Source organism: Peribacillus saganii (assembly GCF_003429095.1).
Classification (GTDB): domain Bacteria; phylum Bacillota; class Bacilli; order Bacillales; family DSM-1321; genus Peribacillus; species Peribacillus saganii.
Window position 1 is genome coordinate 33,837 of the sequence record NZ_QVTE01000044.1, and the last position, 13,520, is coordinate 47,356.

Sequence of the window (13,520 nt, forward strand, 5' to 3'; positions counted from 1 at the left end):
GCAAATATATCATTTATATTTTAAAGCACCGCCAGTTATCTTCTGGCAGTGCTTTTTTATGTTTACTAATCAACTAAACGTTTAATAAAATGCTAAATGGGTAACTTAAAAATTATGGTTTATAGAAGATAGATAAGCTGATAAAGGGCTGCTGAGTTGAGCCTCAACATTTTATCCCAAATTTTAATTGCCCTATAATAGAGATAGATTTATAGATTAAACTGTCCCTTATTGAAACAAGAACAAAGGAGAACAGATGAATGTCGATTGTAATCGTAGATGATAACGAAGTTAACTTATTTGTAATCGAAAAAATACTAAAGCGAGCAGGATATTTTGATCTTGTGTCTTTGACTTCTGCAAGGGATTTATTCGAATATTTACAAGTCGATAGTCTAGCTCCTCAAAGAGTCAATGTAGACATTATTCTAATGGATATCATGATGCCCGAAATGGATGGAATTGAAGCATGCAGAAAACTTCAGCAAATATCCCATCTGAAAGATATTCCGGTTATATTCGTTACAGCTTTAGAGGATTCATCAAAAGTTGCAGAGGCTCTGGATGTTGGCGGAATTGATTATATTATGAAACCTATCAATAAAATAGACCTGCTGGCGCGTATCCGAGTTGGCCTCCGGCTAAAATATGAAAAAGACTGGCATAAAGACCAGGAGGAAAAAATAAAGAATGAGCTTGATTTATCCATGCAGGTTCAGAGCAGTGTATTGAGTGAACCAATCAGCCAAGAACACCTTACCATACAAGCGTCCTATTTGCCTGCAAATAAATTAGCCGGCGATATGTATTATTGGCACAAAATTGATGATCACCGTTACGGAGTTATTCTGCTGGATATGATGGGCCATGGCATTTCAGCCTCACTGGTTTGTATGTACATTTCTTCTGTTCTTCGTGATGCCATTAGAACACACACCGACCCTGTAGCAGTCATAAAGGAATTAAACCGGTGGATGCTCTTATTACATAAACAAGGCCAGTCCATTTCTTATTATTTCACTGCCATCTACCTAGTCATTGATACAGAAAACAAAAACGTAGAGTATGTTAATGCCGGGCATCCTCCCGGTTTTGCATTAGTCGACGGCAATTCCGTACAGCAGCTTGCTTTGGGAAGCTGTGCAGTTGGTTTCTTCCCTGATATAGAAGTTCAGAAGTCGGTTATTCAATATAACGAAAGGATCCAGCTTACGTTATTTACAGACGGAATCGTGGAAGCTATCGATAAAAATTCCGACCTAAGCCTTTCAATCCTTAAGCAGGCTGCCTCCCAGGAATGGAATCCCGCGATAGATGGAGCTCCAATTGACTTTGTCCTTTCGATGGATCTACATCAGGATCAGCCGGATGATATGTGTGCAGTCATTATTCAAGCTAATTAATACTAACTTTTACATATTCGCAGGAATTATTTGAATTTTTATATAGCATTGTTTGATTATTTTTTGTACGCTAAATAGTTGACCTGTTTTCCCCGATATTATAAAATACGAAATTTCTTCACCCATATTTTTACAATAAAGGGTGTTTAGCCTGTTTAATACGCTGCGTAATCAAGCTGACATAGAAATTTCTTGAGAGACACATAGGGGGAAAACAAAATGAAAAGGCAGTCTCTTCCTTCTTTAAATAAAAAGTTTAACTATATTTCCTTTTTGAAAGGGAATCCTATTTAGGTAAAGAAAGGAGGTTAGTTGTATGGCGCGAGGCAAAGATTTTAATCATAAGAAAAAGGGTCATCCAGGTGAGTTTCCTGAAGGAACCATCACAGAGAAGCACACTGCCGAGGCCCCGGGAGATGAAGAACTTATTGTAGTTCAGGAAGCATTCAAAAATCGGGTTGAACACGAGGAAGAAAGAGAAGTTTAAAATGCAGGGATGCCCGGTTTAAAGACTGCCGGGTTTTTCCATATACTTTTCTCCAACTGCTAATGTATGGTATTTTTTAGTATTCTAACAAGCGGCCATTTGTTAGAATACTATCAGAACAAAATCGTCTTATGAGAATTAGCAGCTTATACTGTTAATTACAACAACGCAAAGCCTACAAGGAAAAGAGATTGATCGGTACATAGGAATTGTATCCGGAGAGGCTATTATGGTGCAAACGTTGTTCGGGATTTTTTATTAAGTGTCACTGATGTAATTGAAGGCCGCAGCTCAGCTTATGAAAATAAACTTGCTGAGGGAAGAGAAATCGCCTTGCGTTAAATGCAGGAAAAAGCCCGTCGGAGGGGCGCAACCGCCGTAATCGGTCTTGACCTCGACTTTGAAACGCTTCAAGAAGGCATGATGATATGTGCTGCAACTGGTACAGCAGTATTTATTAAATAATTCTACGTCTAATTTAAAACAAAAAAGCAGCCTGTGTTGAAGGTCCTTCCAACACTCAGGCTGCTTTTTCATAAAAATTTCATTACGGATACCCTACGTGAATAAATCTTCAGCATTGCTTAGTTCCTTATTTCTTCCGGTAAATCTTTCCCGCTATATCAAAGATCTGATAGTTTTCAGCATAAGGAGAGTTGCTCAATGTTTCTTTGCTCCCAAGCCCTAAGAATCCGCCTTTTGAGAGGCTATCGAAAAACAACTCATGTACACTGTTTTGCAATTCGGCCGTAAAATATATCATTACATTCCTGCAAATTATTACGTGAAATTCATTGAATGAACGATCTATTGCCAGATTATGCTGGGCAAAAATAATATTTCCCAGAATTTTAGGGAGTACATAGGCATTTTCATAATCGGCCGTGTAATATTCTGAAAACGCCTGTAAACCGCCTGATTGGAGATAATTCTTTGTGTATGACTGCATTCGGCTTAGAGGGAGAATCCCTTTTTCAGCCTTCCTTAAAACCTTTTCATTCATATCTGTTGCATATATCTTTGCCTTATCATACAGGCCTTCTTCCTGCAGCAGAATCGCCATTGAAAATGCTTCTTCTCCCGTTGAGCAACCGGCATGCCAAATCCGAATTTCCGATAAATTTCTTAAATGCGGTATGACATTTTTTCGAAATGAATAAAAGAATTCCGGATCTCGAAACATTTCAGTAACATTAATGGAAAAGTCATTCAGCAGCTTTTCCACATAATCCTTCTCATGAAGAACTTTTTCCTGGAGCCCGCTGATTGTTTGAATTTTATCTATATTCATCCTGTGTTGAATTCTTCTGAGAATAGATGACCGCATATATTTTCTAAAATCAAACCCAGACACTCGGTAGACTGCCTGCAGCAATAAGTCGATCTCAATGTTTTCACGTTCCCCAGCCTCAAGCATGTCTATCATAGACCAACGCACGCCCTTCCTCTCGAGTGAAAATTAGCTGGACAACCAGACACGCAGCACCGATATAAGCTGATCCAAGTTCAAAGGTTTGCTAATATAATCAGATGCCCCTGCCTGCATGCATTTTTCACGGTCACCTTTCATAGCCTTTGCAGTTAAGGCAACAATCGGCAATTCTTCATACTTGGAGCTGGAACGGATTTGCCGCATTGTTTCATAACCGTCCATTTCCGGCATCATAATATCCAGTAAAACTATATCGATATCATTTGGCTTTTCCATGATCTTCAAGCATTCAATACCATTACTTGCAGTCAGGATTTTCATGCCCTCCTGCTTTAGCACTTGCTTCAGAGCAAAAATATTTCGATTATCATCATCTACGATAAGTACCGTTTTATCCCTGTACCTTCCTGACCCGGACCGTGCAGCATGGTCTTCAATTGATTCTTTTTCAACTTCGCTCTCCCGCTCTACCTTTTGTACTGTAGCGACAGATTGAACAGTCAACAAATCAGATGCTGCTGCGACTTCCTCCATTCCAGCTGGAAGGCCATTTGGAAGACTAGGAATAAAAAGGGTAAAGGTACTTCCCTCTCCTGCTTCACTTTCCACATGTATACATCCGCCAAGCAATCGTGCAAATTCTCTGCAAATGGATAGTCCGAGCCCTGTTCCTCCATATTTACGCATAGAGGCACCGTCCACCTGCTGGAAAGCTTCAAAAATTAGCTTCTGTTGATCTTTAGGTATGCCAATTCCAGTATCAGTAACCGATACCTCAACCCAGTTATCCGCACCCGGTGTCTCTATTAATGATGAAATCTGCTTCTCATCTGCCTTACGGATATTTACCGATACAGAGCCCTGTTCAGTGAATTTAAAAGCATTAGAAAGCAAATTTTTAATAATTTGCTGCATTCTTTGTTCGTCAGTATAAAAAATTCCTGGAATATCCTCATCCATTTTAATGAGGAAGTCAATTCCTTTATGGTTTACAATTGGCAAGAAATTCCTCTCTAAGAAGGGAGGAAGCTCAGCTAAGTTAGTTTCATTGAACTCTACCTGCAATTTCCCAACTTCCACCTTTGATAGATCTAAAATATCATTTATCAGTGCGAGCAAATCCTGTCCGGACGAATTAATAACTCTGGCAAATTCCCGATGTTCCTCAGATAACTGTTCATCCGGATGAGTCATCATTTCGGATAATATTACAATACTATTTAATGGTGTGCGAAGCTCATGTGACATATTAGCAAGGAACTCCGATTTATATTTTGAGTTCAATTTTAATTGCTCAGCCTGGAATTCCAAATCCACCTTTGCCTTTTCCAGCTCGTAAGATCTTTCCTCTGCTTCTCTGGTTCGTTCTTCAAGCTGTTCATTTATCATTCGCAATTCTTCTGATTGGGTTTGCATTTCTTCAGATTGTGCTTGAAGCTCTTCTGATTGAGATTGCAGTTCTTCCGATTGAGCCTGCAATTCTTCTGCCTGCGCCTGTGACTCCTTCAAAAGCCTCTCTATTTCCATTCTTCCTTGTACATTGTTTATCGCAATACCAAGTGTATCCATGACCTGCGAAACAAATCTAAGCTGAAGTTCAGTAAAGGAATAAATGCTTGCCAGTTCAACCATCGCAATAACTTCATCCTCAAATTTTACAGGTGCAATCAGCAGACTTTTAGGTTTTACACCGCCAAGTGCAGAGGAGACCCACATGTAATCTTCTGGAACATCAATAATTTGCGTTGTTTTCTCCAAGGCCGCTTGTCCGATCAAACCTTCACCCAGCATGAATTCCTGGCGCCCGGCATTCCGCCCTTCCCCAGCAAATGAAGCAAGCTTTACAAAACGGGTTCTATCTCTATTGCCTGTTTTTACATAAAAGGCACCCATTGTAGCTCCCAACATCGGAGAAAGCTTAGAAATGAAATTCTCTGCCAAGAGATCAACATCTATAATCTTCTGATACATCGTAGCAATGTCCGCCAGCCCTGTCTGGACCCAATTTTGGTCTTCAATTTTTTCTTTGAATTTCTCTTCTTTTTTATTATAGGTCTCTAGGGAACCCGCCATTTCATTAAAAGCCGCCGCAATTTGGCCAATTTCATCCCCAGAGGTTACCTTTGTAATTCTCGGTATATTCGTTAAATTATCAAAATCAACATTTTGGATAACATCAGTGATATTTGTAAGGCTTCTTGTAGTGCTTCTAATAACCCAATAACCGGTAAGGGCAATTAATAGCAGGTTTAAAGCTGAAACTGCAACCATAAACGAAACCGCATTATTGTAAGTTTCTTGAGCATCCTGAAATGATTGTGCCATTAAGCTTTCCTGATATTCTTTAAATTCCTCTACTTTGCCCAATAATTGTTGGCGTTGAGCATTTTGCTCGGTCCGCAATGTATGAAATCCTTCAGCTGTACTGCCTGTTTGGAATTTCGCAATGATTTTTCTGCTTAATTCGATATTAGAATTATGGAGGATTTCAATGTCGCCTATTAACTGCTTTGATTTGGTCCTATTCAATATCCCCGAAAGTTTAATAATATCGTTTGTCACTGTCTGATGATTTTGATTAATGATAGCAATACTGGCTTCAGCCCCTTCACCGGTAGCCCCAGTCATCAAATTAAGGAGTTCCCGGTCAGTCTGGTAAAGCATTTGCCTGATTTCCGTGGCACTTGAAGCTTTGATGTATCTATCTTCTACAATATCATTCATTTTCTCTTTGATATCATTTATCATAAAAATAAAACCTGTAAGCATGATTGCAAAGAAAATCAGGATTAGCCCGAAGCCAAGAATCTGTTTTTTCTTAAAACCCATTTTCTTTACTCCTCCCTTCAAAATAAAAATATTTAATAGGTCGTTGTCTTTAATTTTAACACTTTAAAAACGATGTATGGTAATTTGAAGCAAATACCATTTTGGAAAATGATTATGAACAAGGGATTTAATTCCCATCAAAAATGCGCAAGAAAAAAACAGGCTCTTGAATATTGAGCCCGTTCTTAGGATTGTTTAAGTTTCTTGCATGGCCTCAGGCGAATTCGGCCTTTGCTGGGGTTTCTTTACTTCAACATACATTATATGGTGCCCGTCCATTTCTTTTACTCTGAACTCATGTCCTTCAGATTCAAGAACATCTCCAATTTGTACATTATAGTTCTGGGTGAGGATCCATCCGCCCAGCGTATCAACTTCTTCTTCTTCCAATGAAATACCCAATGTGTCATTTACATCCTCGATCAATGTTTTGGCATCAAAGATGTATTGATTGTTGTTGAGCTTTTGAATGTTCGGCCTTTCATCCTGATCAAATTCATCCCTGATTTCACCAACGATTTCCTCAAGGATATCTTCTACTGTAACCAGTCCGGCTGTACCGCCATATTCATCTGACAGTATCGCTAAATGAATACGCTCCTTTTGCATTTTTAACAAAAGGTCATGAATTGGTACCGATTCAAGGACCCTGATAACTGGGGTAACGTAGTTCTCCAGCGAAAATTTCGACACATTATCCTGGGCTAATATAGCTGTGAAGAGATTTTTCATGTTGACCATTCCGATTACATTATCCTTATCCCCTTCAATAACAGGGTATCGGGTAAATTTTTCTTCTTGGACCAATGCAATGACCTCTTCAAGGGTACTGTCCTTCTCAAGGCCTACCAGTTCTGTTCTTGGCACCATAATTTCTTTTGCAATTCTTTCATCAAATTCAAATATTTTATTCACATATCTATATTCAGATTGGTTAATTTCTCCGCTTTTATAGCTTTCAGAAAGTATGATGCGCAGCTCCTCCTCGGAATGCGCTATGTCATGCTCCGACGCAGGTTTTAACCCGAATAATCCAGTCACAAATCGTGCAGAGCCATTTAATGCCCAAATGAAAGGATACATGATTCGGTAAAACACGATGAGAGGTTTCGCGAATAGCAAGGTAACCGGTTCTGCTTTTTGAATCGCTACTGTTTTTGGTGCCAGTTCTCCTACCACAACGTGAAGGAACGTGACAGAAGCAAATGCAATACCAAACGAAAGAATATGAGTAATCGATTCATTTAACTCAAATCGTTCAAACAACGGATGAAGCAGTTTTTCTACTGTAGGCTCACCAAGCCAACCAAGGCCGAGGGCGGTAACGGTAATTCCCAGCTGGCAAGCAGACAGGTATTCATCCAAATGAGTGGTTACTCTCTGTGCTGCCAACGCATTTTTATGTCCCTCTTCTATCAATTGGTTCACCCGCGAACTTCTGATCCTAATGATGGCGAATTCGGATGCAACAAAAAATGCGGTTAAAGCTATTAATAGAGCCACTAAAAACAAATTAAGCGTTATATTATCCAATGAGCAGCCCTACAAAAAGTAAGGCGTACACCTCCTATATAAATGAAGACAAGTATGTTGAAACGAGACCATTCCGTCTTACTCTCCGGAAAAATATTTTCTATTCCCTTAGATTGTGCGATACCCTTATCTTCGATACAGTAAACTTCATTTTTGTTTTTTTCTTATACTAGTAACAGAAGCAGGGTCTGAATAAGTGAAAGGCTTTCGCGGGAAATCGTTTTCTTTAAATGCAGCTTACTGTTACCATCTGCATTCTCCAGCATGGAAAGGATCGTTCCAAGATCAGTATTTAATTCTTTTAACTTCTCCTCAAGCTCCCGACTAGCTGTCGTAATATCGGTTTCCTTTAGATCCCGGCATATTAAAAGCTGTTTTATTTCTTCTAAAGACAAGCCATTTTTCTTGCATTCTTCTATAAAGCCCAATTGATCAATTGCTGCTTTATCATAAAACCGATAATTCGAATCGGAGCGTGAGGCTTTTAACAAACCTTTTGTTGTGTAATAGTCAACTGTACGTTTAGTTACATTAGCTAACTCTGCTAATTCACCAATCTTTAGCTGCTCGACCCCATTATTGTTCCCTCCAAACCATAACGTTTTGGTTATAAGCTAATTATAAATTACTGGAATATAGACTTCAAATTATATGTATTAGGAAATAAACCGGGTAAAAGTATGGTCCGGCCAAGACAAGGATTAATGAACTTATTGTGTTTTATGAGGATACATTGTGGATTCTATTTCCGCAGGTTAGACTAAAATGAGTGAGTCAGAAACCTAGAAGAACCCTGAAAAACCTAGCTTCTTTCAGGGTCCTCATTTTAATATTTAAACTTTCCGACCATTTCCATTAAATCTTCCGCCATATGGGATAAAGAGGATGCGGATGTGTTGATTTCCTGCATGGAAGCAAGCTGTTCTTCCGTGGACGAGGCGATATGTTCTGTGTGATTGGTGGAAATTTTGGATGCCTCAGTAATCTGGCCAATCGATTCATGTAACGAAATAAAGCCTGTTCCCACCTGCTCGGCAGTCCGGGCAGTTTCTTGAATTTCTGAAGATATCCTCTTAATATGATGAAGAATTCCTTTAAATTGTGTAGAAGTTTCATCTGTCAACTGAACACCTGTGTTGACATTGCCTTTTACCATATGAATTAATTGAACGGTACCATCTGTATCCTCTTGAATTTTTAAAATTAGCTCTTTAACATCATTGGCTGATCGCTGGGACTGCTCCGCCAGCTTTCTCACTTCCTCAGCTACTACGGAAAAACCCTTTCCTTGTTCACCGGCTCTGGCGGCTTCAATCGCCGCGTTTAGGGCCAAAAGGTTAGTCTGTGCTGCGATATCAGTTATCAGCACCAGGATATCACTTATTTGTTTGGATCTGTTTTCAAGTGAGTTTATCCCTGCTATTGCCTGATCAACAGAAGAGTCAATCGTTGCCATATTTTCTACTATACCTTCAACTGATTTCGACCCTGAAGCTGTCTGCTGCAATGCTTTTTGTGCAAATTCGGAAACTTTATTTGTGCTTTGAGAAATCAGGTTCATATCTTGCCTTGCTTTATTTGCGAACTGGGAGCATTCTTCGGTGCTTTGATAATTTTTTGTAGAACTGGCGGCAACCTCTTGCATCGAAACGGTGACATGTTCCGCCGTCATAATTGTCTGTTCGGCACTTGCCGTTAATTGCTCCGACGAGGCGGCAACCTGTTCTGCTGTCTCACTGAATTTCTTGATCATATCCCTAAGCTGGCTAGTAAATTGATTAAAGGATCCAGCCAGTTCTCCCAGCTCGTCTTTATTCTTTATTTCCATAACTTTTGTTAAATCAGCATCACCGTCCGCAATATCCCTCATCTGGCTGTTCAACCTCTTAAGCGGTTTTGTGATAGAAGATATGATGAAAATTCCAAAAACAACACCGGCAACAGACGCGGTGGCAGTTATTCCAATCAGAATAGCAATAAAATTATCCATATCTTTTTCCACTCGGTTCAAATCTCCTGAAACTTCTTTTCTTATGGACTCTAAGTATGCATTAATGCTTGGATCAAGAATCTCCTTGCGGATTGATCGTTCATGACCAAAGTGAAATGCTAGCGCTTGCTCTCGGTTATTTGGATAATGTGCCACTACGGCCTGACTTATTTCCCAATACTTAGAGAATGCCGCTTCAATTTCAGCCAATTTCTTCTTATCATCTGCACTTCGAGTCAAATCTGCTAAAGCAGAAAATGACTTCTGAATATCATCAGCTTTTTCCTTGATCCCTTCAACAAAACTATAGTCTCCATTTATTAAAAAAGCTCTTTCATCGTTCGATAACCCTGTTATTCGATATTGAATATGCCTTAACTGGCTTTCAATCATGATATCCTCGTTTATTTCTGCATTGTCAGCTTGATTTGCTGTAATCTGCAGGATAGAGTATACCCCCAGAAATAATAATGAAATAATTAATGTTCCTAATAATAAAAGTAATTTTCTACGGATATTCATTTACTGCCTTCTCCTTCTTTCGTCTGAAAATACGACGGCTGCAATGTATTATGTATCGGCGAAATTTGAAGTAATTACAGAAAAATTACTTTTTTAATATAGAATAGTTCTTAAGACCTATACCATCTGTTTGATTAACTAATAATTTAATAAACGCGGGCCAAATTACCAGCTAAATGAAAAAATCCCCGCCAAAAGGCAAGGGTCTCTGTTTAACCTAATTTAATTCCTTTATCACCCTGGCAGGATTTCCCCCAACTACAACGTTCTCTGGAACATCCTTTGTTACAACGGCTCCTGAGGCAATGACAGCGTTATTTCCGATGGTAACTCCCGGGTTAATAACAGCCCGTCCGCCAATCCACACATTATCACCTATTATAACAGGTTTTCCAAACTCCTCTCCACTGCTTCTTTTTTCAGCATTGAGGGGATGCGTCGCTGTATAGATATGCACTCCTGGTGCCAATAGGCAATTATCGCCAAACCTAACTTTACAGACATCAAGAATCACACAATCAAAATTCGCATAAAAATTTTCACCAACATAGATGTTATAGCCATAATCACAGCGAAATAACGGTTCTATACAAATATTATCTCCAGTTTTTCCAAATAACTCTTTTAGCAGCGCTGTCCGCTTTTCGCCCTCAGTTTCCCCTGTAGCATTATACTGCCGTGTTAATCTCCTGGCATTTACCCTTTCCTTAACAAGCTCAGGATCAGATGCAAGGTAAAGCTCTCCATTAAGCATTTTATCTTTTTCGGTTACCAACTAAGCTTCCCCTCCTATTCCTTTTCGATAGCCAATTTAAGGCCAAATCCGATGAGCACAATACCTGTAATAGCCTGGACAAAACGTTCTGTAGATGGCTTCTTCATAAAGCTGCTGACATGATCGATTAATAGAATATAAAAAATAAACCAAACGGCAGTTAATAACAGGTAAGTTCCTCCCATAATAAAAAAGGGAATGAACGTATTGTGTCCCGGTGCCAGAAATTGAGGCAGGAAGGTTAAAAAGAAAACAGCAATCTTTGGATTGAGAAGATTTGTAAAAAAGCCTTGGAGGAAGCCGGATTTGTAAGTTTTTGATTTGACGGCCGTTGTCCCCACTCGATCGGCCGCTTCACTCTTACGGATGGAGGCCATAACTTTAACACCTAAATATATTAAATAAATAGCACCAACATATTTGATGACAGAAAAGAGAAATGCTGATTTAACGATCAGAGCTGAAAGGCCTGCGACCGCTGCAATGGTATGAATCATCAAGGCGCAGCATATTCCAAATGTGGTTTTAAACCCACCGGTTTTACCAAACATCAAGGTATTTTTTGTTGTAATGGCTGTATCTGGTCCCGGCAGGATTATCAAGCAAATAGACATAAAAACAAATAGAAAGTAATTGGTCACCAACTTACACCTCCTGTTTTTTCCTTAGCTGGCAAATTTTTATCTGAAATATAACACAAATCCTTATTGTTGTTAAGGTATCGTTTAGCACTTTAAAAAACCCCTCAGACAATCTGAGAGGCTTTGACGCTATATTCCAAAATCAATAAGGATCCTGTGAATGTCCTTTTTCTTCAGCTTGCTGTGGTGCATCTTCTGCACCTTCTGCACCAATTGGTTCCCTTGTGGAAGTATTGTTTGCAGAGGCATTGCGCAAGCCTTCCTCCACCCTTTTCCCATAATCTTCATCACATTTGTAAAACATTTCAACCATTTTACTTTTAATGCGCTCATCACAAGGGGCAAGCGTGTTTACGAGGTTAGTGATCAATTCCTCCCGTTCCCACTCTTCCATGTGCCTGTAAGTATCTCCTGCCTGTCCAAAATTATTAGTACGGTCAATCGGTTCACGTACAAGATTTCCTTCTACATATGGAGTGTGAGGCTTCCCTGTTTGTTTTGCTTCCTTTAGTCCGTCAAGAGTTGATGGCTCATAATTTACATGCGGATTCTGATTTTCTCCTAAATCAACTTTATATTGCATTTGACCGCCGCGCTGATTAGTTGCCACACGTTTTTTTGGCGCATTGATTGGCAGCTGCAAATAGTTAGGGCCGACTCGATAACGCTGCGTGTCGGAATAGGAGAAGGTTCTTCCCTGAAGCATTTTGTCGTCCGAGAAATCCAGCCCATCGACAAGCACACCCGTACCAAAGGCAGCTTGCTCTACTTCTGTGAAGTAATCCTGCGGGTTTCTGTCCAATACCATCCTGCCAACTGGCAGCCAAGGAAACTTGTCTTCCGGCCACAGCTTAGTATCATCGAGTGGGTCAAAATCAAGCTCCGGATGCTCATCATCACTCATAATTTGGACAAGGAACTCCCATTCCGGATAATCACCGTTTTCGATTGATTCGTATAGATCCTGCGTAGCGTGGTTGAAGTTCTTTGCCTGAATTTGCTCCGCATCTGTTTGGGTTAGGTTTTTGATCCCCTGTTTCGGTTCCCAATGATACTTAACAAGAACAGCTTCGCCTGCTTCATTCACCCATCTGTATGTATTCACACCGGAGCCTTGCATTTGTCTGTAATTGGCCGGAATACCCCAAGGGGAGAATAAAAAGGTGATCATGTGCATAGCTTCAGGGGAGTTGGAAATGAAATCGAAAATCCTTTCCCCATCCTGTATATTGGTTACCGGATCCGGTTTAAATGCATGAATTAAGTCAGGGAATTTTAATGGATCACGGATAAAGAATATTTTCAAATTGTTTCCGACCAAATCCCAGTTGCCATCTTCTGTGTAGAATTTTACTGCGAAGCCTCGCGGATCCCTTAGCGTTTCCGGAGAATGCGTACCATGGATAACGGTCGAAAAGCGAACAAAGACAGGAGTTTTTTTACCCTTCTCCTGGAACAGCTTTGCGCGCGTATATTTGGACACTGGCTCATCGCCGACCGTTCCATAAGCCTCGAAGTAGCCATGTGCACCTGCACCACGGCCATGAACAACACGCTCAGGAATTCTTTCTCTGTCAAAGTGGCTTATTTTTTCAAGGAAATCATAATTCTCCAGGGTAACAGGCCCGCGATTACCTACTGTCCGGACGTTCTGGTTGTCAGTTACCGGATGGCCTTGCCTATTTGTTAAAGTATCAGTTGATTCTTGGTCGCTCTTTGGTGTATCTGCTTCTGGCCTGTTTATAGAATTGCCCAGCTTATCCTCATTTTTCAACTATCTTTCCCTCCTTGAATAGAAGTGATAACCACCTTACATTTTTGCCCTTACATGGAATAAATATGTCTATTCTTGGTTTCTTTTTAATCAAGTAGGAGGGGGTGACTAACCCCCGTCCTCTCACACCACCG

The 13,520-nt window shown here is 40.0% G+C and carries 10 protein-coding genes and 1 pseudogene; 3 read left to right on the forward strand and 8 right to left on the reverse strand.

Going from position 1 to position 13,520, the window contains the following annotated elements; genetic code table 11:
• Positions 1-260: 260 nt before the first annotated feature.
• The 3 genes and pseudogenes from D0469_RS15150 (at position 261) to D0469_RS15155 (ending at position 2,355) form a co-directional block, all read left to right on the forward strand.
• The gene (locus D0469_RS15150; protein ID WP_117327568.1) at positions 261-1,403 is read left to right on the forward strand and encodes a fused response regulator/phosphatase; all 1,143 of its coding nucleotides are present in this window, start codon (positions 261-263) and stop codon (positions 1,401-1,403) included.
• Positions 1,404-1,719: 316 nt separating this feature from the next.
• On the forward strand, positions 1,720-1,890 hold the full coding sequence (locus D0469_RS21405; protein ID WP_199478542.1) for a hypothetical protein: 171 nt from the start codon (positions 1,720-1,722) through the stop codon (positions 1,888-1,890).
• Between the two features lie 151 nt (positions 1,891-2,041).
• Positions 2,042-2,355: pseudogene (locus D0469_RS15155) on the forward strand (YbjQ family protein).
• Positions 2,356-2,482: 127 nt separating this feature from the next.
• On the opposite strand, the gene D0469_RS15160 reads toward D0469_RS15155, so the two are convergent.
• The 8 genes from D0469_RS15160 to D0469_RS15195 form a co-directional block, all read right to left on the reverse strand.
• A complete protein-coding gene (locus D0469_RS15160; RefSeq protein WP_117327569.1) occupies positions 2,483-3,316 on the reverse strand; it encodes a CheR family methyltransferase in 834 nt (277 codons plus the stop codon).
• A gap of 33 nt (positions 3,317-3,349) precedes the next feature.
• Positions 3,350-6,151: a response regulator gene (locus D0469_RS15165; protein WP_117327570.1), complete on the reverse strand. Its 2,802-nt coding sequence runs from the start codon at positions 6,149-6,151 to the stop codon at positions 3,350-3,352.
• 195 nt (positions 6,152-6,346) lie between these two features.
• Positions 6,347-7,663 carry a hemolysin family protein gene (locus D0469_RS15170; protein ID WP_117327578.1) on the reverse strand — a complete coding sequence of 439 codons (1,317 nt, stop codon included), beginning with the start codon at positions 7,661-7,663 and terminating at the stop codon, positions 6,347-6,349.
• Positions 7,664-7,848: 185 nt separating this feature from the next.
• Entirely contained in the window at positions 7,849-8,295 is a 447-nt protein-coding gene (locus tag D0469_RS15175; RefSeq protein WP_407675750.1) for a MerR family transcriptional regulator, read from the reverse strand.
• Between the two features lie 215 nt (positions 8,296-8,510).
• On the reverse strand, positions 8,511-10,196 hold the full coding sequence (locus D0469_RS15180; protein ID WP_117327572.1) for a methyl-accepting chemotaxis protein: 1,686 nt from the start codon (positions 10,194-10,196) through the stop codon (positions 8,511-8,513).
• A gap of 217 nt (positions 10,197-10,413) precedes the next feature.
• A complete protein-coding gene (locus D0469_RS15185) occupies positions 10,414-10,971 on the reverse strand; it encodes a maltose acetyltransferase domain-containing protein (protein WP_117327573.1) in 558 nt (185 codons plus the stop codon).
• Positions 10,972-10,985: 14 nt separating this feature from the next.
• A complete protein-coding gene (locus D0469_RS15190; protein ID WP_199478544.1) occupies positions 10,986-11,615 on the reverse strand; it encodes a LysE family translocator in 630 nt (209 codons plus the stop codon).
• A gap of 139 nt (positions 11,616-11,754) precedes the next feature.
• The gene (locus D0469_RS15195) at positions 11,755-13,386 is read right to left on the reverse strand and encodes a catalase (protein WP_117327574.1); all 1,632 of its coding nucleotides are present in this window, start codon (positions 13,384-13,386) and stop codon (positions 11,755-11,757) included.
• Positions 13,387-13,520: the final 134 nt, after the last annotated feature.

Excerpts from the sequence above, each read along its gene's own strand:
- D0469_RS15180 (WP_117327572.1), bottom strand. The coding sequence starts at position 10,196 with ATGAATATCCGTAGAAAATTACTTTTATTATTAGGAACATTAATTATT.
- D0469_RS15165 (WP_117327570.1), bottom strand. The coding sequence starts at position 6,151 with ATGGGTTTTAAGAAAAAACAGATTCTTGGCTTCGGGCTAATCCTGATT.
- D0469_RS21405 (WP_199478542.1), top strand. The coding sequence starts at position 1,720 with ATGGCGCGAGGCAAAGATTTTAATCATAAGAAAAAGGGTCATCCAGGT.
- D0469_RS15150 (WP_117327568.1), top strand. The coding sequence starts at position 261 with ATGTCGATTGTAATCGTAGATGATAACGAAGTTAACTTATTTGTAATC.
- D0469_RS15160 (WP_117327569.1), bottom strand. The coding sequence starts at position 3,316 with ATGATAGACATGCTTGAGGCTGGGGAACGTGAAAACATTGAGATCGAC.